Source organism: Flagellimonas sp. (genome assembly GCF_965233845.1).
Classification (GTDB): Bacteria; Bacteroidota; Bacteroidia; order Flavobacteriales; family Flavobacteriaceae; genus Flagellimonas.
Genome location: NZ_OZ247584.1, coordinates 276,337 through 299,390, shown reverse-complemented (window position 1 = coordinate 299,390; position 23,054 = coordinate 276,337). Strand labels below are relative to the sequence as shown.

11 protein-coding genes are annotated in these 23,054 nt (G+C 44.3%); 1 reads left to right on the top strand and 10 read right to left on the bottom strand.

The annotated features are described in order from the left end of the window. Positions 1 to 14 precede the first annotated feature (14 nt). The 7 genes from ACO6S0_RS01305 to ACO6S0_RS01275 all read right to left on the bottom strand — a co-directional run bounded on the left by ACO6S0_RS01305 (position 15) and on the right by ACO6S0_RS01275 (position 12,399). Entirely contained in the window at positions 15 to 614 is a 600-nt protein-coding gene (locus ACO6S0_RS01305) for a TetR/AcrR family transcriptional regulator (protein ID WP_422350247.1), read from the bottom strand. Between the two features lie 63 nt (positions 615 to 677). After that, positions 678 to 1,730, bottom strand: a complete 1,053-nt coding sequence (locus tag ACO6S0_RS01300; protein WP_422350246.1) for an alpha/beta hydrolase — start codon at positions 1,728 to 1,730, stop codon at positions 678 to 680. 59 nt (positions 1,731 to 1,789) lie between these two features. After that, positions 1,790 to 5,095: a VCBS repeat-containing protein gene (locus ACO6S0_RS01295; protein ID WP_422350245.1), complete on the bottom strand. Its 3,306-nt coding sequence runs from the start codon at positions 5,093 to 5,095 to the stop codon at positions 1,790 to 1,792. A 104-nt stretch (positions 5,096 to 5,199) separates the two neighbouring features. Further along, a complete protein-coding gene (locus tag ACO6S0_RS01290) occupies positions 5,200 to 6,939 on the bottom strand; it encodes a RagB/SusD family nutrient uptake outer membrane protein (protein WP_422350244.1) in 1,740 nt (579 codons plus the stop codon). Positions 6,940 to 6,943: 4 nt separating this feature from the next. Then, positions 6,944 to 10,345 carry a TonB-dependent receptor gene (locus tag ACO6S0_RS01285; protein WP_422350243.1) on the bottom strand — a complete coding sequence of 1,134 codons (3,402 nt, stop codon included), beginning with the start codon at positions 10,343 to 10,345 and terminating at the stop codon, positions 6,944 to 6,946. Between the two features lie 195 nt (positions 10,346 to 10,540). Continuing rightward, positions 10,541 to 11,605 carry a FecR family protein gene (locus ACO6S0_RS01280; protein ID WP_422350242.1) on the bottom strand — a complete coding sequence of 355 codons (1,065 nt, stop codon included), beginning with the start codon at positions 11,603 to 11,605 and terminating at the stop codon, positions 10,541 to 10,543. A 200-nt stretch (positions 11,606 to 11,805) separates the two neighbouring features. Further along, complete coding sequence (locus ACO6S0_RS01275) at positions 11,806 to 12,399, bottom strand: RNA polymerase sigma factor (RefSeq protein WP_422350241.1); 594 nt, start codon at positions 12,397 to 12,399, stop codon at positions 11,806 to 11,808. Between the two features lie 728 nt (positions 12,400 to 13,127). Here ACO6S0_RS01275 and ACO6S0_RS01270 point away from each other — a divergent pair. Further along, positions 13,128 to 14,381 carry an NRAMP family divalent metal transporter gene (locus tag ACO6S0_RS01270; protein WP_422350240.1) on the top strand — a complete coding sequence of 418 codons (1,254 nt, stop codon included), beginning with the start codon at positions 13,128 to 13,130 and terminating at the stop codon, positions 14,379 to 14,381. On the opposite strand, the gene ACO6S0_RS01265 is transcribed toward ACO6S0_RS01270, so the two are convergent. From ACO6S0_RS01265 to ACO6S0_RS01255, 3 genes are read right to left on the bottom strand one after another with little or no spacing between them, the layout of a single operon-like run. After that, a complete protein-coding gene (locus tag ACO6S0_RS01265; RefSeq protein ID WP_422350239.1) occupies positions 14,382 to 16,328 on the bottom strand; it encodes an OmpA family protein in 1,947 nt (648 codons plus the stop codon). A gap of 2 nt (positions 16,329 to 16,330) precedes the next feature. Beyond that, entirely contained in the window at positions 16,331 to 17,320 is a 990-nt protein-coding gene (locus ACO6S0_RS01260) for a type IX secretion system membrane protein PorP/SprF (protein WP_422350238.1), read from the bottom strand. Between the two features lie 7 nt (positions 17,321 to 17,327). Continuing rightward, a complete protein-coding gene (locus ACO6S0_RS01255) occupies positions 17,328 to 23,045 on the bottom strand; it encodes a Calx-beta domain-containing protein (protein WP_422350237.1) in 5,718 nt (1,905 codons plus the stop codon). Between the last annotated feature and the right edge of the window lie 9 nt (positions 23,046 to 23,054).

Here is a 23,054-nt window from a genome sequence, read left to right as displayed (position 1 = left end):
AAATCAAAAAAAATTTAACTAAACATGAACTTCCGCAGCATCGACATATAATTATCCACAGGATAGGCACTTTTCATTTCCTTCATGGTTGTCATTGCTCCCTTTCCTGCATCTTCAAAAAAGGCAACAATATCCATAGCATTTATTGCGCTATTTATTTCCCCTTTTTGCTGCGCCTCCAAGACAACGGCCGCTATCTCATTTCTTATGGTTTCCTCCTTGGCCGCAATAGCTGATCTAATCTTCTCGCTATGTTCGGCCATTTCATTACCCAGATTACAAGCTAAACAGCCCATTTTGCACTCCAATTCATTCTTGATTACAGAACATCGGAATTCATAAAAGTCCAACAGTCGTTGCTTGGGTGATTTGGACGAATCATCCAAAATCTCCTTGGCTGGCGTATAATTCAAATTGAAATAGGTGGTTATGGCTTTAACCGCAAAATCCTCCTTGCTATCAAAATAAAAGTAAAAGGAGCCTTTTGGTACTCCTGCTGCCTGTACTATGTCATTCACACTTGTGGCATTGTAACCTTTGGACCAAAGGACCTCCATCCCTTTTTCCAAAAGCTCGTTGCATTTTAATTCACCCTTAAGTGTTTTTGTCTCCATAGCGAGCACAAATATATGACCAGTCGTCTAGTAACCAAAGGATCTTTAAAAATTTTAACAATTCTATGGAACCACTTCCTCGGCAACTATGTTGGCAATAGTATCCAAAACCTTGACCTTTTCAAGGCCCAACACCTCCTCCAAGAAATTTTCGGTTTCTTGCTGCACCGATTCCAAATCCTTGGAAGTAATGTGGCTGGTCATTACATGATCCCCCACCTTGTCAAAAGCAACTTTTCGTTTTAGCTCTGCGGCCGTTCCCAATTGGTTAAACATGGCCTGCATGGCAGGAACAGAAACCACATTGTCCTGGATGGAATCGTTTTTATAGAAATAACCTAAAAATACAGGCTGGCTAACCTTGGCAAAAGTTTCAGGAACCATGGTATTGTCCACCAAGGATTGCAGATGGGTCAGTGCTTCCAATCTGTATTTGGTGGTCCAATATTTCATCTTGTCCTCTTTGGCCTCAAATTCATGATAATCGCTCTTTTTGACCGCCTTGGCCAACTGCAATCCCCATGGCCCGGAAAGTAGTTTGGCATTGGGGTCATAAATCTCAACATTTGGGGAATATAAAAGCATGGCCGCTACATCCGGATCTCCACCCGCCAAATGTAATGCGAGGGTACCCCCGGTAGAAGTAGCCATAATAATCACCTTGTCTCCCAACTGTTTTGCCACGGCAATGGCCTTTTTTGCGGACTCCAATACTTGATTGGCGGTTAAATCCAGCATAGCCTCTTCTTCTTGCAATCCGTGTCCGGCCAATCTGGGCAGGTATAAATTACACCCATAGGCCTTGGCTGTGTTTATATGGATGGGGTTCCCCTCTTCCCTACTCGCTGACCACCCATGAAGGTACACAATGCTATAAGGTGTTTTATTGGGGATGCTATCAAACCACACGATACGGGCATCGTTATCCGGTTTAATATTGGGAATTGCTTTTTCTCCTTGTTTAATTTCCTGGTCCAATACCAATAAATTGGTATTTACTTCGGGCAATGTAATGTCCAAATCCGGCTTTTCCACTTTTGGCCCCAGAAAGAAAATCACAAGCAGCACAGCCAATACTACCAGCAGGCCTTTGAGGATTCTTAAAATTAGTTTCATTCAGGTATTTGCAATGATTTCGGATTTGTTCCCACAATCAACCCTTGGAAAACGTTCATCTAGGGTACGGACTGCAGCAACTGAATATAATCGGAATTTTTTACCACTACAATATATTCTTTTTCATCCATTTGTAGGGATTGCATGTCCTTGACATCCCCGGGCACATAAAAACCGCTGGTATGCCCTTCTATTGGAGTGAAACCACCTGCACCATCACCTTTTAAGAGGAGTCCGTTTCCGGCATCGTTTCTTGGGGTCTCCACCTCTGAGCAGTGAAGATTCCCGGCAATAAGTACATCCAAATGACCGTCATGGGTATAGTCTTTTACCAGAATTTGGTTGATGGAGGACAATTGAGCCAGTTTGGGCAGCTCATGACTTATAAATTTACCGTCCTTATTTTCCAAGTAGATACTTGCAAAGGATTTTACCTGATAGTGCAAGGATTCTTCTAGGCTTCTTTCCGTATACACATCCGTAAGGGTAGCTTGTGAAAAGGACTCATAATCCTTGAACTTATCCTTAATTCCTGGCATTTGCTGGGAGGAACACTCCCGGCCCCGTAAGGGAAACTTTTCGCCCTCATTGAAGTAGCTCAAAACAATATCGTTGGTATTGTTATTGTCAAAATCATTGAGGTAGATATCAAAAGTCTCGTCCTTGCTTGCTTTGTATTTATAATTCAATCCCAAATTTCCTACGATGTAGTCCTTATCTCCATCCTGATCAAAATCTCCTTCCTCAATGCTGAACCACCAGCTTCTGGAATCTTCCAGTCCATATGCTTGGGAAACGTCTGAAAAATAGCCTTGATCGTTTTTAAGTACGGTAATGGGCATCCACTCGCCCACTACAATCAAATCTGTCCACCCATCGCCATCAAAATCAGACCAGACTGCATCGGTAACCATTCCCAATTTTTCCAACATGGGTGCCACTTTTGGGGTTGCATCCACAAATTTGGGCATTCCTTTTTCGCTTATATTTTCTAGAATATAGCTGTTGGCCGGTAAAGGGTAGTTTGCTGGCACTAATCGGCCCCCGACAAATAAATCCAAATCCCCATCCTTATCATAATCCAGACTATGTACCCGTGATCCGCTACTGCCCATCTGAGGTAAGGCCGAATCCGATTTTTCAAAGTTTCCGGTACCATCGTTCACATAGAGCCTATCCTGAAGTAAATGGGAATCAGACGAAAATTCATTGCCCCCACTTACCATATAAATGTCATTATCGCCATCATTGTCCGCATCAAAGATGTGAATCCCCATATCCTCATGGGCACTGTCCTCATTCAAAATATCCATTTCCTCTTTCCGGAACCCTTCTGAATTTTGGTAAAAAATGGCCGCAGGACTTTGTGCCGCACCTCCAACAACAAAATCGTCCAACTGATCACCATTAAGGTCTCCCACTGCTACATTGGGACCCAACATGGACATTTGGTGGGGCAATAATATTTCCTTGTCAAAATCATTGTAGGGATTTTCCATGTGACGATGATCTACAACCATCGATGGATCCACCTGCTGAAACAGCTGAGCGGAATTGGGCGGCTTCTGGCCTTCCTCCATGGCAATGGCCATACGGTAATCCATAGTTAACGAAGAATTGACTTTGGGTCCCCTCACCAGCTGCACCTTATTATCTGGCCAAACAATCTTAATGGAATCTATCTTTTGTGTATTTCCAAGACCAAAGTGCAGCTGTGGGGCCACGGAGGACTGAAATCCCCTGGTCAGTGTCATTTCCTGATATTGATGGCCACCGTTGGCATATAAAGTTGCCTTTGTTCCTATCCCAAAGGGGTTTTTGTCCGTGCCCTTAAACTTTAAGGTCAGGTGGTTGTTCTTTTCTGAACTTCTGTTTTCAAAAACCGTGGCCACATCATCAATATTATTGGTGACAATTTCAAGGTCCCCATCATTGTCCAAATCCACATAAACCGAGCCATTGGCAAAACCTAAATGCTCAATGCCCCATTCCTTATTTTTCCGTTCAAAGGTTAAGTCCCCTTTATTTTTAAAGACGAAGTTGTCTATTTTCTCAGATGGAATTGCAAGACTCTTGATCAGTGTACTGTCTTCGCTTACGCCCATTTTCTCTATCTTTTTGAAAAAATCCCTATTGTTTATTTCCCGTCTAGTTCCGTTGGAAATGAAGATATCCTTCCACCCGTCATTGTCCAAATCGGCAAATAAGGGTCCCCAACTCCAATCGGTAGAGGAAATCCCCGCCAAACGGGACACATTGCTAAAATCAGGTAAGGAATCCAAAAGATTCCCATTATTCATTTGAAGGCTATTTTGCATGTACTGATAGTGAAAGCCAGCATTTACGGTACTCCAAAACAAATCCGGGTTCATACTGGCCATATTGGCCTTGGCCCTTCGGTTTATATTGGCCGTCATGTCCACCTGCAGTACATCCAACAGCAAATCGTTATTGAAATCGGCAATATCCACTCCCATTCCATAAAATGAAGTGTTCTTGGTCACCGTTCTTACTTGTTCCGAAAAGGTTCCATTTTTATTGTTGATGAAAAGGTAATCCGGGCTACTAAAATCGTTGGACACATAAAGGTCCGGCCAGCCATCTTGATTGAGGTCTCCCACGGTTGCACTTAGAGAAAGACCAAAGGTCTTTAAACCGGCTTCCTCTGTTACATCAATGAATATTCCGTCCTCATTTTTGAATAATCTATCCGTTTCCAAAGGTTTTGGAAACTTTTGTTTGAATGCATAGTAAAAATTAGGGGCATTAAATCGTGTAGGGGGGTAATTGGCGACATATAAGTCCAAATCCCCATCCAAATCATAGTCAAAAAAGGTGCTTTGAACACTATTGCTGGGGTCATCTATCCCAAATTCTTCGGCTTTTTCAGTAAATGTGTTATCGCCATTGTTAATAAACAATTGATTTTCCTTGGGTCCAAATTTTCCACCAACCGAACAGTAAATGTCAAGAAAACCATCGTTGTTCACATCGGACATGGTGGTACCCGTATACCACCTATCATCACCTGAAACTCCAGCAGATTCGGAAATATCTTCAAATTTCAGATTTCCTTTGTTCAGGTATAATTTATTGGGAACCATGTTCCCAGTGAAATATAGATCCACCAGGCCATCATTGTTGATGTCTCCGGCAGAAATTCCTCCTCCCATATAGATATAGGCGTATGTAAAGTAATTGAGGGAATCATTTTCAATTAAATTATTGGCAAATTCAATCCCTGATTCTTGGGAACCAATTTTTGAAAATAATAGAGGCTTTTGATCCTTGTTTTGTCGATTACATGACAAAAACAATAAAATTGTCAAACCTACAATGAAAACTACCTTGCCTTTGTACTTCATTAGAGAGATGTAATAAATTTGAAAACAGGGTTTTTACACCCTGTTTTCTTAGTCAACTTAAACTTAATTTAATTAACCATGTAAACTAACCAAACTACTAATTCTTAATAACCAGGGTTTTGTGTTAAACTTCCACCACTGAGGTCTATTGCCCCAATTGGAATTGGGAATAGATCATGCTTACTGTCATAAGGGTTGATCAAAGCCCCAAATCCGGGAATAGTACGTGCTTCATTTGTGTAATATTCCGTCAGGATAGCCTGAGAAGCACCCCATCTTCTAAGGTCAAACAAACGGTGACCTTCCATGCCCAATTCCAAACGACGCTCAAAACGAACTGCGTCTCTTGCAAAATTTGCATCAGCAAAAGATGCATATGGCTCAATCACATAATTGGCGGCATCGCCGGAACCATCTGTTGCTTGCATATAATTGGAATTTTTTGCCCTGTTCCTAACTAAATTTACATAGTTGAGAGCCGTGGGCAAGTCGCCTGTTTCTACTGCAGCTTCCGCAGCCATCAACAGCACATCGGCATAGCGCATCACATTATAATTAACACCTGAAAGTTGCTGTCCCCAAGCACCTGTTGCCTGCTGTGTTCCAGCATCATCAGCCCAGTAGACGTTCTTTTTGGGCAAATATGGGCCTGAAATATCCCCATTGGCAAATTTGGCACGGATCCAGGCCTCGCCAATATGCTCACCATAACCGTTATAATCAATTCCTCTTCTTCCTACAGTATAATCTGCTCTTGGGTCTAGATTGCCCTCAAACGGAGTAAAATCCGTAGGTTGTGGAGGGTCTGTATCCGGAACGTAAGAAAGAATGTCCCAATCGCTCGTTACATCTGTTTGGTTGTAGGTGTCAAGCAACGGAAGACCATTGGCATCTGTTTGAAACGCATTCAACAAATCCTGTGTTGGTTGATAAAATCCGCAACAAGAGCCAAAAGGACCAGGATTGGGGAAATTAAGCGCCCCAACTACATTTCCATTGTATGACTGACCGCTATCTGTAGTAAACTGAATTTGAAATACCGACTCGGAAGCATTCTCTCCAGCCAATCTAAAGTTTTCCACAAAATCTGCCAGAAGCGCATATGGCCCATTGTTGATCACATCATTTAGCAACGTTAAAGCAGCAGCCCAATCAGATTGATACAAATGCGTTTTTCCCAAAAATGCCTTGGCCGTCCAAGAAGTTGGCCTACCAACATTCCCGCTATCACGGGTGTTAGGTAGGTTGTCTATGGCAAATTGAAAATCAGCTTCAATTTGGTCCCATACTGGGCCGGGATTGGGTTGATTGAATTCAGATGCAGCATAATTCTCTTCTGAAATGAAGGGTACATTTCCATACATTACTTGAAGTTGAAAATATGCCAATCCTCTTAAAAACCTGGCTTGTGCAACTTGATCTATAAAATCCCCAGGGTTTTCCAAGGAACTTGATAGTGCCATAACAGCATTAGATCGATTTACCAAGGTAAATAGTTCGCCCCAGCGCGCATAAAAATAACCATTAGCTGATGACCAGTTCATAATTTCGATTTCTTTCAAATCTGCTTGGTCATCATTGGTACTCCCTTTATGTGCGTCATCAGACAATACATCCATCCACCAATTGTCCGCAGCTCTACCCCAGCCATTTCCATAGCTGGTTGAGCTTACAGCGTTCAATGAGGAATAAGCTCCTGTTAATAATAATGCAAGTCCATCTTCATTGGCCAAAGCATCGTCAGATAATGCTCCAACCGCTGGAGTCTCTGTAAAATCATCGCTACATCCAATTACCAGGACCAGTAAAACCAGAAATAAATTGATAAAATTTTTCTTTTTCATTTTTTTAGAGTTTTAAGTTAATCCCTAAGGTGTAGATCTTTGGTTGAGGGTAAACCCTTCTATCTATACCTAAATTTAAATTTTGACCGACTCCATCCGCATCAATCGGAATCACTTCTGGGTCAAAGCCTTCATAGTCAGTTATCGTGAAGATATTGGTTCCTTGAAGGTAAAGTCGTAAAGAGCTCAAACCAATCTTATTGGTAATATCACTTGGTAGGGTATAGCCAATTTGCATGTTCTTTAACCTTAAGTAAGATCCATCCTCAACAAAGTATGTATTGGCGGAAGCTTCTTCCAATGGATAAGAAGCGGTCAAAGCTGGAACACTTGTGTTGGTGTTGGAGGGCGTCCAAGCATTGAGCACCCTTGTACTTCTGTTACTATTAAAGAATAGTCCAAAGTCTGTAAATACCTTGCTATAGTTGTAGACGTCGTTACCCTGAGAGCCAGTAAAGAACAACTGCATATCGAATCCTTTGTAGGAAAGATTGGCATTGATACCATAGGTGAAATCTGGATGCGGAGAACCTATCTTAGTTCTGTCATCACCATCCACAAGGGACTCGCCATCACCATCGATATCTTCATACATGAATCTACCGTTACTATCCAGACCAGTAATTCTTCTTCCATAGAAGAAAGAAAGCTCATCACCAACCTCTGTACGGGTCACCGATCCATTTCTTAAATCGCCCCTTCCAGGTACTGGTGCGTCATTGATCAACCTTGTCACCTCGTTCTTGTAATGCGACAAGTTCAACGCTATATCATAGGAGAAGCCACCAGCTGTTATATTCCCATAACCAATAGATAGGTCGAAACCTTTGTTCTCAACATCTCCCAAGTTTACCAAAGGAGCTTCAGCATCTATTGCTGTTGAGCTGATCAAACTGAAGTCTCTTGTGATTAAGTTTTCGGTCTTGATGTTAAAATACTCGGCAGAAATATTCAAACTACTGTTAAACAATGAAAGCTCAACTCCAAAGTTTGTAGTCTGCGAAGTTTCCCACTTCAAATCGGCATTACCCACTTGGGTCAATAAGGCTCCCGTGGTTATGCTTGTTCCGTCAAAGGAGTAGTTGGCAAATTGCTCACTCAAACTAGAAATATTAATGGTTGGGTTGTTGGCAGGTAAAGTTTGATTACCCAATTCTCCCCAAGATGCTTTCAGTTTTAAGCGATTGACAATACCATCCGTAGGAAAAAAGTCTTCATCACTGATAAGCCATCCGGCACTTACAGCGGGGAATACCCCAGTTTGGTTATCTCCCAAAAATCTGGATGATTGATCCCTACGCAAAGTACCTGTTAGGAAGTAACGACTTAGATAGGAATAATTTACAGAGCCAAAAAGGGAGTAAAGCGTATTCTGCCGATCAAAAGTAACATCTACGTTATCTACGGTAGTTGGAACATTGGGAGCACCCGATCCATTGCTTAACAAATAAAAGTTGGGGTCTTCAAATAAGAAACCAGTACGTGAGACTTCCTTACTCTTTTGACCCTCCTCCAAGGCTTCGATACCAGCAATGGCATTGATGGTATGATCCCCGAACGTTTTATTGAAATTCAGGATGTTTGTCCAACTCCAGTTATAACGGGTTTGATCTCTTTCCGTCAAAGTGTTGGTGGAAATCGGCTCTCCATTTTCAGGATCCAAGGACGTAAATCGTCTTGAATCGAAAATTTCAAAACCACCAGCTAGTGTAGACTTAAAGGAAAGACCATCGATAATTTGATAATCTAGATAAATGTCACCGATACCAGTATAGCGCTTATCATAATCATTTCTTGTTCTGTACAATTGAGCAACTGGATTCCTTGGATTTCCAATTCCTGGAGGAGCTGATCCCGCAAAGAAACCATCGTCATCGCGTACAGGTACCAATGGGGAAATACGATAAGCCATTTCTATGGCCTCCGAATTACCTGGTGAATTATTGGAGAATGAAAAGTTCACATGCTCCCCAATACGTAATTTTTCACCTATTTTGAATTCAGAGTTTAGTTTTGTTCCACCACGCTTGAATCCAGTATGGTTTACAACACCTTCTCTGCTCAGATAGGACGCCGACATAAAGTATTTACCATGCTCATTACCATTTGCAATAGAAATGGAAGCATTTGAAATAGGAGCTGTTTGGGTAATTTCATCCACCCAGTCGGTACCTCCGGGTTGTACAGTTGCATTTACCTGGCCAGCAGGGAAGAAAACAATGGGGTCATAAGACTGCACCCTAGTATATCCCACTATGGAAGAAGGAATGACTGGAGTAGCACCATCACCATACTGCGGATGGCTTGGAGCAATACCGTCATTTATTCTACTCTGCCAAATCATATCGGCATGCTGCTGCACATTTAATAGGTCTATAGGGTTGCTAACCTTGGAAAAACCAGTATAAAGGTCAACGGAAACCTCGGCCTTTTCCATATTGTAACCACCACCTTTGGTAGTAATAATAACAACACCATTGGAGGCCCTAGCTCCATAAATGGAAGCCGCACCATCCTTAAGGACATTCATCTGCTCAATATCCGTTGGGTTGATATTGTTCAAAACGTTTGGATCATCTGTTTGTACACCATCAATAATGTAAAGTGGATTCGTGTTGTTGGTTGTACCAAAACCACGTACGTTGATTTTTGGAGCAGTTCCTGGATCACCACTAGTGATTACTTGAACCCCAGTTACCCGTCCTTGAAGTACTTCTGCGGCATTTACCACAGGAGTTTTTACTGCTTCATCAATATCAACAGAGGCAACCGAACCGGTAACATCACCTCGGGTTTGGGAAGCATATCCCAAAACAACCACCTCCGATAATTTGCTGGAATCCTCTTCCATACTAACGTTGACGGTGGTTTGACCGTTCACCGGAACTTCCCGTGTAGCAAATCCAATGTAGCTAAATACCAAAGTGGCATCGGGCGCAGCAGAAATGGTATAGTTCCCATCAAAATCGGTTTGGGTACCGTTGGTAGTTCCCTTAACCACGATATTCGCACCTGGCAGAGGTTGTCCATCTGCGTCGGTCACCGTACCACTGATGTCCGATTGTGCAAACTTGGAATCATCATCCCATATTTTTTCGGGTTCTGGCAACTTTTTGACGATAACCACTTGCCGATCGTCAATTTTATAGCTTAAATCGGTATTTCTAAAAGCCTTTCTAAGGATATCACCAAGTTTTACATTCTTTAAGTTTAGGGACACCTTTTTCTTTTTGTCCAAGACATCATCTTTATAAAAGAATATATACTCTGTCTTAGCCTGAATCTCTTTGAACAAATCTTCAAGCACAACATCATTTACATCAATGTCTATTTTGGTCTGTGCATAGGAAGAATTGGCATATGCAGTACTGAGGCCAATTCCAATTAATAAAAGAAGAACTCTCATAATAGTCCAGAAATAAGACCTCAAGGGTGTTATTGTACCTAAAGGACTGAGGTTAACAATTTTATTCATAATTTAGTTTTTTTTGTTAGTTGATGTTGCTGAACATAAGTTTTCAGCAATGTTTGCTTTAAGCCAGAGGATGTTGGCGCATCTTCTGGTTTTTTTTGTGGTCTTTTTTACGTCATATAGTGCACTTTAGTTGATTATTATTTGATTTTCATTTTGTGTGGTATATTCAAAATCGGTTGTTTCCTTTATTATTTTCACCACATTCTCCACATCTTCCTTTAAATCCAGATAACCGGAGAATGTTTGGTTTTCCAGCTCCACATTGTTGATCACAATATCCACATTGTAGTATCTGGAAAGTCTTTTCATGATATGTTTTAGGTCATCGCTCTTGAAGATAAATACACCCCTACGCCATGAAAAGTAGTTTTCCACGTCCACTTTTCTAGCTGCGATCCTTTTGGCATTTTTGGTATAAACAGCTTGGGTTCCTGGTGCAATTTTCAACGCTTGTTTTTGTCCAAAGAAGGAATCCTCCCCATAGTGAATCTCAACACTTCCACTTTTTAGGGTTGTGCTAATGTTCCTATCATCCAGATAGTTGCTCACATTGAAGATGGTGCCCAATACTTCAATTTCATGGTTCTCCGCCTTTACAATAAAAGGTTGTTTCTCATTATGGGCCACTTCGAAAATACCTTCTCCTTCAAGGTAAACCTCTCTATTCTTACCTTTGAAAATAACTGGGTAGACCAGTTTAGACCCTGAATTCAGCCAAACCTTGCTCCCATCGGACAACTCTATTTGAGAGCGTCTACCGTAAGGGACCAGAAGGGTGTTGTAAACAATTTCATTGTTTTTCTCTGTAACCTGATCAACCTCTTTTAAGGAGCCTATCTGTACCTTGCTCCCTGTATTGGAATATTTAATATTGGTATTGTCCTGATCCACATGGATGTTCGTCTCGTTGTCCAAGATCAGTGTAACCTCCGTTGAGCTTCCCGCGTCCACTTTGCAACTTGTAGCCTTGACATAGGACTCAATGGAAGTGGGATTATATTCGGAATTGTACAAATAAAAACCTGCGGATGCAATCAAAAGGACTGAAGCCGCAGCTCCAAATCCAAACCGAACCCGTCTCCTATGACGCTGGTACCTAAAAATGGAATGGGTGATCTTTTTCTTTAGGTGTTCCTTTTCCTCTTGATTAATTGGAGCGGAATGATTTTCTGTAGTTTCTTCTTTTCTCATTTTGTTCTCTGACACCTTTGAAATCTACATCCAAGCCAAATTCCAAAAGCTGTCCTTATTAATAAAAGCATTCAATACTTGATTTATAGACAAATTTTTTAGATTTTTTTTAAGAAATCTTTAATTCCAGTGCTTCAAAATTGAGATTTTGAATAAAATAGGGTTGTCAGATACCAGTTACCCTACTAACTATCAAGACTTTATAAAAAGTAACTCACCAAAATCACTATGGGAAGAACAATGTTTTTTCTTAGTGACTTAATTGCCCTATATATGATAGTCCTGGAAGTTTCCACGGAAGTATTCATTATCTCCGCGATTTCCTCATAGGATCTTTTCTCATAAAACCGCAGGGATAATCCTTTTTGCTGTCTTTTGGTAAGGAATTCCGTTGCTTTCAGTAAGCTGTGACTTCGTAACCAATCATTTTCCATCTCTATAAGCTCCTCTTCTGGAGATGGTATATGGTTTCGTTGATCATTTGGAAGTAGTGGAGTTTCGTTGGTATAATGCGTAAGCTTGCTATTGTGCCGACGGATTATTTTTCTTTTGAGGGATGTCAGCAGATAATACTTGACATTGGTGGTTGCCGCCAATCGGGATTGATACTTGTACAAATCCAAAAAGAGGTCGTGGATACAATCCATTACGTGGCTTCTATCCTCCGAAAACTGAATGCCATATGAAAAAAGATCGTCAATGTAAATGTCATACACTTCGCCCAGGGCCAGGACATTTCCTTTCCTTATCTCATTCCATAAAGCAAGTTCGTTCGTATTTTGGTTTTCCAACATAACCAATCAATATACTTTAGATGTATCCCTACCAATGGGACACAACATATACTGCGTTAAATAGATACTATTCTTAGCACGGAGCCATAAAAAAGAAAATGGCTCCCTAATTTCACCAAGCATAGGTAAGGAAAGGTTTGGCAAACACCTCCCATCCTAATAATTGGTTAACAAGAAGAAATTACATTCTTCCAAACAGACCTTGATTAAGGGAAAAAAGTCAACAGAAGTTTCCAGTCATAGTTTGAGTTAGTTTGAGTTAGATAGATTCTTTGAGTTCCTGTATTTAGTGGTTCAACACCACAATAAGTACACTGTTTTGAGTTTATTATTGATAAATATATAAAAATTGGCGGGATATTTTCTCACAAAAAAAACCAAAGCCCTATCTCTTTAGGAATTCCATACTCCTCAAGATTTTTTCTATTAAATTATCTAGAATAGACCTGAATGAAGCATTTTCCAGCAGTTTCCTTAAACTGAACCCATTGAGCTTTTTAAGGGTTAAACAATCCCTAACTTGAAGTTGTTTTCTAACAAAAAAAGAAATATTCCAAGGTTTCCTAAATATTTGATATCATCTTCCAAAGTACTTTGCGCTTGGTTAAAGCCAATTGATTCATAGCAGATTTCCGATTTCATTTTCAAATTCTATAGGATAATTCAGGAGGCTATTTTCCTTGTCTCAACAAAAAAGTTATTTTCGTTGCCAACACGTATTGATATTCATGTCAAAAATTAGGGTGCTTCTCAAAAATCTAGGGCCTGGATTGCTTTTTGCCAGTATGGCCATTGGCACCTCCCATTTGGTGTTGTCCACAAAGGCCGGTGCCCAGTATGGTTGGATCATGATCGTACCCATTGTGTTGGCCAATGTGCTTAAATACCCCTTTTTTGAATTTGGCATTCGGTATACTTCCGTAACCGATCAAAGTCTTATCCAGGGCTATTTAAACATGGGCAGAAAGTACCTGTGGATTTACGCCTTGGTGACGGTAGTCTCCACATTTACCATTCTGGCTGCACTCTATGTGGTTACGGCTGGCCTGTTAATGAATTTGTTTGGCATTACCGAAGTTGGAGAGGGCTTTGTGGCACTCTGCCTCTTCATTTTTATTGGTTCGCTATTGATTATAGGGAAATACCGATTTCTTGAAAACTCCCTCAAAGCGGTGATTTCCATTTTATTTGTGGCCCTTTTGATCACCACAGTGATGGTTATCCAAAAAGGTACTGTACCAGGTTCGGAAACCTACCAAAGACCTGAAATATTCAATGAGGTTGGAGTCTTGTTCCTGATCAGTCTTGTGGGTTGGATGCCAACTGCTGTAGAGGCATCGGGATGGGTGAGCTTATGGAGTATGGAGAACCAAAAGACCATGAAGGAAAAACCCACCTTAAAAGATGCGCTTCACGAGTTTAATGTGGGCTACATAATGACCGCCTTGTTGGCCGTGTTCTTCTTGATCATTGGTTGGATGACCTTATATGGAACCGGAACAGAACTGAGCGGAAAAGCTGCAGTATTTGCAGATCAAGTGGTTAACCTGTTTACCACCCATATTGGAAACTGGGCCTACGTTTTAATCGCAGTAGCCGCTTTCGCCACTATGTTCAGTACCTGTATGACGGCCCATGATGCCGTTTCACGGGTAAGCTTGGACGTTTTGCAAAAGCTATTTCCCAAAAAACCTGTATTCAGTCATAAAAACTCTTTTGCCGTCACGGTAATCCTAATGGCGGTAATCAATTGGATCGTTATTGCCGGTTTTGGAGCCAACATGGGCAACCTGGTAGCTTTGGCCACTTTTGTTTCCTTTGTAATGGCCCCATTAATTGGCTGGATGAACCTTAAAACGGTAATGGGTAAAGATGTTCCAGTCGCGCAAAGACCAAAAAGGGGGCTGCGGTTCCTAACTTATCTGGGAATGTTTTTTTTATTGGTATTTGCCCTTTACTATTGTTGGATGCTGATCAGGTGATCAGTTGAACAGGATATTGTCGTTCAATACCACAATGAGCGACCGCTGGTTTCGTTTGTGCAGGACTTCCAAACAGTATACGCCGTTGGTACAATTATTCAGAATTTTATTTTCCCCATGTCCAATGGAGTATAAAACACTGGTTTCCGGCACTCCATTTTGAATCAGGTAACTTTTTATGGCATCAGACCTCCCTTGCGTCAATCTAAAGTTGGTACTGCTTCCTCCCCTACTATCAGTATAGGTTTCAATTCTTAGTTGCACAAAGGGAAAATCCTTTACAAAGGTTACCACCTTGTCCAGTTCGGTTTTGATTTCTGGGGTAAGTTGGGTTCTTCCCCGCCCAAAGTAGAAATCCTTCAGTTTTACCACAGTCTGTCCTTCCCTTTCCTCCACAAGATCATCGTATGCTGCCAATTGAACATCATAGCTATTACCTTCCATAGCTTCCAATTCTTCCTCATTAAACTGTTGCGTAGTCTCAGAAAAACGATCTTTTACCGCTTTCAAAACCAGCTCCTTCGTCCATGGAATTTCCAATCGATAGCTTCCATCCTCATCCGAATAGGTTTCGGCCAAGAGATTTCCAACCGTATCCACCAATTGAACCGCCGCTTTGCCCACCACTTCTGTTGGCTTGTTCGACTTTACAACCTTCCCCTTTACAATAAGGGTTCTTAGTCCTGGTTTCTCATCTACCTTAAACCCATAAAGGTCATCATTTCCCTTTCCTCCAGGTCTGTTGGAAGAAAAATATCCTAAAAGCCCATCGCCATCGTTACGCATGATGAATCCAAAATCGTCTTTTGAAGAATTGATTCCCTTACCTAGATTTATGGGGATGCTAAAACCGCTGCCCTCCATATTGGATTTATAGATGTCCATTCCCCCTAAACCATAAAAAACATCAGAAGAAAAATAGAAACTGTTTTCAAAAATAAAAGGGGCTATTTCATTCCCTGGGGAGTTTATTCTTGGGCCAAGATTTATTGGGGCCGACATGATCTGCCCTTTATTGGTATGTACATAATAAATATCAGTACCCCCATAACCATCCTCAAAGTTTGCAGAAAAATAAAGTTTGTCATCTTTATCATCATAGAATGGATAATAAAAAGAGGTGCTTAAATCTTTTAATAAGAGGTAAAAGGGCCCTTCCTTAGTTTGCATACCAATCGCCAAGGCATTTTTCCCGTTCTCATCAAAGCTTAATTCGCCATTTTGGGTGTTGGAAAGGACGTAAAACACACTTTCCAATTTTTCTGTATAATAGGGCGTTGCCTTGTGATATTTTGAAGTGGGTATTCCCGTGAATGGAGTGGCGGTGGAAAACTGTCCGTTTGGTTGCAGTGTTCCCTCATAAATATTCAAATACCCTTCTCCAGTGGGAACATATCTCCGTTTTTTGTCTTGGGACCTTGCACTTGAGAAAAGTAATTTATCTCCATAAAATGTAGGTGAAAAATCAGATTGCGGACTGTTCCCTTCCAAATTGAATATTCGGAAGTCCATAGTTTCTGAGGGGTCGGAGCCGCCCAACAGCTGGGTATTGAACTCCAGGTTCTGTAAAAACTCTTTTTCAAAATTGGTTGATTTTGTGGACAAAACAGCTTCGGTTCGTTCTTTGTTGGAAGTTCTGGCAAAACTTTGCAACATCTTATTAAAGTGATGGTTGCCCAACAGCGTATCTTGCTTGTACAACTTCATATAGGCCTCAGAAGCCTTTTCAAAATTATTGGTTTTATAATAGGAATCTGCTAGGTTCAGATACTGTTCCAAGGACAAGTTTCCCTCAGCCAAATCCGCTTCGTAGGCGGTCACTGCTTTTTGGTATTCGTATTGAAAAAAGTAATCATCGCCCTTAGACTTTTTGGACTGGCCGCTGCCTACAACGGTACCCAATAAAAAGGTAAATAAAATGGGGAATATTTTTTTGACTTTAAACATAGCTAGAAAAATCTGGGGGAATCTATTTGTTTAGGTTTACCTTTTAATTTTCTGTCCTTGTTCTTTGTTCGTGGGCCTCTATTGCTTCCTTCACGACCAATATAAAACTTCAAAATAGCCTCGTGCGACCCTCCTGTAAAATCTCCAAGACCATTGGTATTGTAATCATAGGAGTACCCGATAAAAAGCGAATTGGAAACCTGAAACCCGGCCAAACCACTTATAGCATTATCAAATCTATACGAAGCGCCAACGGTAAGCGCATCAATGAACTGAAAGTTAGCGGATAAATTGACCGTAACAGGCGATCCTTGAAGGTAATTTAATAAAAATGCCGGTTTAAACTTGGTCCTGTCGGAAATCTGGAACACATACCCTCCAATAAAGTGGTACTGCCAACTACCTTCCACTACAGTGGCAATCTCTTCATTATAAAGCCCTTCTGTTAAGAAATTAGGCACCGAAAGCCCCAGATACCAGTCTTCTTCATACATAAACAATCCAGCTCCCACGGTCGGATAAAAATTGCTATAATTCTCCCCAAGAATGGTGGGGTCGGAAGGATCAACAAAACTTCCCTCGGAATAATCCAAGCTTAAAAATGACCCCCCGGCAACCATTCCAAATGATAGTTTGGTGATATCGGTAAGGCTGATCTCATAACTGTACGAAACATTGGCGTAGGTCTGCTTGGACGGCCCCAACTCATCAAGTACCACATTAAGCCCCAATCCAGAACGTTCATTGGCCAATGGAACATTGGCCCCAAATCTCATGGTGGTTGGTGCCCCTGGAATATCTACCCATTGGGCGCGGTATAGGCCAGAAACCTCAGGAGTCTCAACAGAACCCACATATCCAGGGTTGAAACTTCCAATATTATACATGTACTGGGTGTATTGCGGCTCCTTTTGTGCGTAACCCATACCCAAAACAGCCATGAATGTTAACGCGAAAAACCTATATGTCTTTGAACCAAAAGTTTTGGGCATATTCAGCTTATCTTATTATTTGAATCCAACCTTTAACAATTTCTGTGCCATCTCCCAGAAGGTCCAGGACATAAAAATAGGTGCCATCGGGAACATCCCCACTACCCCTTGTACCATCCCATGAACTATCGTATCCGGTCATTTCAAAAACACTGTTGCCATAGCGATCAAAAATTTGGAGGTTGTTTTGAGGGAAGTCCTGATGGTTGACTAGGACCAATGTATTATTTATTCCATCACCATTGGGTGAAAATATATTGCACAAGGTTCCGGGGGTTTCACATGGACTTCGGTTGGCTTGCACCGAAACGGACGCCGTATTGTTGGATGCCACCCCATCCGTAGGAAAGGAACTTGTTATAGATGCTGTATTTTGAAGGGTTCCGGTAACCAAAACCGTTACGGTGATTTCCAAGGTGATGACTTCCTCTGGACCCATTTCATCAATGGACCATACTCCCGTGATTTGATCGTACACTCCACTGGAGGCCGTATGGGAAACATACTGAAAGCCAGCATCGGTAGAAATCAAATCGTTGACCACAATATCCAAAACCCTATCCATGGTTGTATTCTCCAAGGTAAGCGTAAATGTTATGTTCGTCTGCAATAACGGTGTTGCATTATCCACCTCTTTGGTAATCGCCAAATCAATATCTGATGGATTACAATCTGGAGTAAGGAATGGGTCACAGCTATCCAAAGGATCCGATGCGTTTTCTGGAATTGCCGTTGTATTGGGGTCATCTACCACTAAAACTTCCTCCCCATCCGTTAATCCATCCCCATCGGTATCCGCGTTGTTGGGGTCCGTACCCAAACTGGCTTCCTCCCCATCTGTTAGTCCGTCACCATCCGAATCAACAATACAATCACTTACCGCGATAGTTACCTGCACAGAAGAGTTGACACAAGGGGCAACGGCACCTGTGGTGGTAAACTCAAATACGTAATCCCCTGCAGCTAGGCCCTCAAAGTCCACATTGTTTTCGGAATCAATAACAAGCGTCCCTCCAGATGGATCGGTAACAATAGACCATGTTCCCTCTCCTTCACCCGTCAGGGTATCATCCAAGTCGATAATCGTTGGCCCTCCATTTCCAGTAGTATTACAAGCAACGGTGTTGGTAGGAGTCCCCGTGGCAGGGTTCGGGTTGATTGTGGCCACTACCTCTGTTCTCACAGAGTTACAACCGTTGGCTGAAGCTTCAACAAAAAAGGAAGTGGTTTCCGAAATAATAGGAGTTTCAAAAGTGTCTCCATTGCCCAGGAAGGTTCCTCCTGTTGCGCTATCATACCAATTTAACAAGGCATCATCAGTAGTTGAAGCTGTAAGAGTCAAAGTACCCTCCCCGCATCTGGAAGCTCCCGATGAGCTTAAAACAGCAGGGGTGTTGTTCAATACCAAGGTTACTGTTAAGGTTGGACTGGCACATCCATTTACTTCATCATAAAAGAATCCAAAATAGGATCCAGGTGCAATTACAACACTGCTTCTATGGGCATTGGTTTCCAATGGATCAGGATTGGTGCTCCATGTAAGCACACTTCCGGTAGGAGCTGTGTTGGTTACATAATCATTAAGGTCCGCTGAAACCACATCACAAAAATTGGTAGGTTGGGATGTATCCAATTCGGGTGCAGAGTCACCAGCATCACAAGGAATGGAACAATCAATAACCGTCACGGTCAAGGTTGAAACCTGGTTGACACAGGGTGCATCTGCTCCTGTTGTTGTGTAACTAAACTCGTAATCTCCCTCCGGTTGGCCATTGAAGTTTACAATATTACTTGCGTTGATGGTTATGGAAGCCCCTCCGGGAGCATTGGACAAGGACCAAGTTCCTGGATCCGCTCCTGTCAATTGATCATCCAAATCCACAATGCTATTTCCATCTGCGGAATTGCTACAGGCTGAAATGTTGGTTGTGGTGCCCGCTGAAGGTGTACTGTTTGAAACCAAGGTTACGCTTAAAGTAGGGCTTGCACAATTGTTAAGGGTGTCATAGAAAAAACCAAAATAACTTCCTGCAGTAGTTACCGTACTAGTAGGAAGAAAGTCATCCTCCTCAGAAGTATCCGAATTGGTGCTCCACATTAAACTAGATCCTGCTGGCGGGGCATTAGTGACATATGCATCCAAATCCTGTACAAAGGAGTCACAAAATGTAGTGTTTACCAAACCATCCCGTACCGGTGCTGTTGTTCCTGCAGCACAGCTATCATCATTGTTTATCGTAATTATGGCCGTATCCGTTATATCAACAGGCAAACTGGTACTCCCCAAGTTTTGCATGAAAACGTTTACCGTTTCATCCCCTTCAATAGCCGCATCAGCTGTAGGTATAATGTTGAAATTTTCGACTTCCCCAGCGGTTCCACCAAAACTTAGGGTCTGCAAAAGGCCTGTATAATCACTGTTAGCCAAGGTAGCAGTTCCATCAGAAGAAGCTACTTGAACGGTAAAGCCGCCATCAACTTCCAAGTCCAAAGTGGCCGTAACCTGAATGGCCCCATCATCTTCATTACCGGAGGCATTGGCAATAGTAACTGTAGCTGTGTCGTCGTCCGTGATCGTGCCCGTGGCAGGCGAGCCAGAAGTGCCCACCCCGTTGGTCGGTGTCCCCAAGGTGACCGTGAAGTCCTCGCTGCCCTCAACTATCGCGTCGTTGTTCAGGGCCACCGTGATATCCTGGGTCTCCCCCGCGTTCCCCGCAAAGTTCAGGGTGCCCCCGGTGCTGTCGTAGTCCGTGCCCCCGCCCGTGGCGGAGCCGTCGGCAAAACTGTAGGCCACGTCCGTGCCCCCCGCAACGGCGTTGTCAAGGGTCACCGTGAAGACCATGTTGCCACCGGCAACGTCCTCCGACTCCGTCTCGTTCGTTATCGTAAGGGTCGCGCCGTCGTCGTCCGTGATCGTGCCCGTGGCTGGCGAGCCAGAAGTGCCCACCCCGTTGGTCGGTGTCCCCAAGGTGACCGTGAAGTCCTCGCTGCCCTCAACTATGGCATCGTTGTTCAGGGCCACCGTGATATCCTGGGTCTCCCCCGCGTTCCCCGCAAAGTTCAGGGTGCCCCCGGTGCTGTCGTAGTCCGTGCCCCCGCCCGTGGCGGAGCCGTCGGCAAAACTGTAGGCCACGTCCGTGCCCCCCGCAACGGCATTGTCAAGGGTCACCGTGAAGACCATGTTGCCACCGGCAACGTCCTCCGACTCCGTCTCGTTCGTTATCGTAAGGGTCGCGCCGTCGTCGTCCGTGATCGTGCCCGTGGCAGGCGAGCCAGAAGTGCCCACCCCGTTGGTCGGTGTCCCCAAGGTGACCGTGAAGTCCTCGCTGCCCTCAACTATGGCATCGTTGTTCAGGGCCACCGTGATATCCTGGGTCTCCCCCGCGTTCCCCGCAAAGTTCAGGGTGCCCCCGGTGCTGTCGTAGTCCGTGCCCCCGCCCGTGGCGGAGCCGTCGGCAAAACTGTAGGCCACGTCCGTGCCCCCCGCAACGGCGTTGTCAAGGGTCACCGTGAAGACCATGTTGCCACCGGCAACGTCCTCCGACTCCGTCTCGTTCGTTATCGTCAGCGTTGCACTGTCGTCGTCCGTGATCGTGCCCGTGGCAGGCGAGCCAGAAGTGCCCACCCCGTTGGTCGGTGTCCCCAAGGTGACCGTGAAGTCCTCGCTGCCCTCAACTATCGCGTCGTTGTTCAGGGCCACCGTGATATCCTGGGTCTCCCCCGCGTTCCCCGCAAAGTTCAGGGTGCCCCCGGTGCTGTCGTAGTCCGTGCCCCCGCCCGTGGCGGAGCCGTCGGCAAAACTGTAGGCCACGTCCGTGCCCCCCGCAACGGCGTTGTCAAGGGTCACCGTGAAGACCATGTTGCCACCGGCAACGTCCTCCGACTCCGTCTCGTTCGTTATCGTAAGGGTCGCGCCGTCGTCGTCCGTGATCGTGCCCGTGGCAGGCGAGCCAGAAGTGCCCACCCCGTTGGTCGGTGTCCCCAAGGTGACCGTGAAGTCCTCGCTGCCCTCAACTATGGCATCGTTGTTCAGGGCCACCGTGATATCCTGGGTCTCCCCCGCGTTCCCCGCAAAGTTCAGGGTGCCCCCGGTGCTGTCGTAGTCCGTGCCCCCGCCCGTGGCGGAGCCGTCGGCAAAACTGTAGGCCACGTCCGTGCCCCCCGCAACGGCGTTGTCAAGGGTCACCGTGAAGACCATGTTGCCACCGGCAACGTCCTCCGACTCCGTCTCGTTCGTTATCGTAAGGGTCGCGCCGTCGTCGTCCGTGATCGTGCCCGTGGCTGGCGAGCCAGAAGTGCCCACCCCGTTGGTCGGTGTCCCCAAGGTGACCGTGAAGTCCTCGCTGCCCTCAACTATGGCATCGTTGTTCAGGGCCACCGTGATATCCTGGGTCTCCCCCGCGTTCCCCGCAAAGTTCAGGATGCCCCCGGTGCTGTCGTAGTCCGTGCCCCCGCCCGTGGCGGAGCCGTCGGCAAAACTGTAGGCCACGTCCGTGCCCCCCGCAACGGCGTTGTCAAGGGTCACCGTGAAGACCATGTTGCCACCGGCAACGTCCTCCGACTCCGTCTCGTTCGTTATCGTAAGGGTCGCGCCGTCGTCGTCCGTGATCGTGCCCGTGGCAGGCGAGCCAGAAGTGCCCACCCCGTTGGTCGGTGTCCCCAAGGTGACCGTGAAGTCCTCGCTGCCCTCAACTATGGCATCGTTGTTCAGGGCCACCGTGATATCCTGGGTCTCCCCCGCGTTCCCCGCAAAGTTCAGGGTGCCCCCGGTGCTGTCGTAGTCCGTGCCCCCGCCCGTGGCGGAGCCGTCGGCAAAACTGTAGGCCACGTCCGTGCCCCCCGCAACGGCGTTGTCAAGGGTCACCGTGAAGACCATGTTGCCACCGGCAACGTCCTCCGACTCCGTCTCGTTCGTTATCGTCAGCGTTGCACTGTCGTCGTTGTTTATTGTGTATGTTGTTGTGAGTTGGGATCCAAGGACTGCATCACCTGTTGCCCCCCCCAGTGATAAATCGATATCCTCATCTGGCTCTAAAACAGCGTCACCTATTATGGCAAGCGTTGGTATTGGAACAACCGTCCCGCTATGCGAACCAAGAGGAATATTAATTACTTGAGGGCTCGTAAAATTGTAGTCAACACCTGAGGTTGCGTCACCTGTCCCGTCATCTGTCACAGTAACGGTTGTGGCATTTGTAACTGTTCCATTAAGAATCAAAGTCGGGAGATTTCCTCCCACATTCTCATCATCCGACCCTGCAGCTTGTGAAAATTCAATGGAAACACTGTCGTCTATATTTATTGTTGCTGAGGGGTTGCCCGCATCTATAGTGTAAGAGACATCTGGAGTGATATCCCAAATAACGCTTTCTACCCCCTCTGCCAGCCCATCTTGTAAAACATCCAGATCAACTGTGGCCGAGCCAGCCCCCAAAACCAAAAGAACATTCACAGATGCCGGTAACGCAGTGTAGTCAACACCGGAAGTTGCACTACTGGATACATTCACTTCCAGAAAAACCTCTAGATTGGAAATTATGCCTGCTCCTGTGACGGAAATTGTAAACTCCCCTGAGGTTGGCCCCACTTCACTAGCCGTTGGGATACTGGGGGTAATGGAAACCGTTTGAGAAAAGGTGGCTACGCAAAAAAACAAAAAGAAGAATTTTAGCCCATGACCTTTGCCAACCAGGAGGTTTGTGATGAAATTTGTGCTTTTTTTCATGACTGGCAG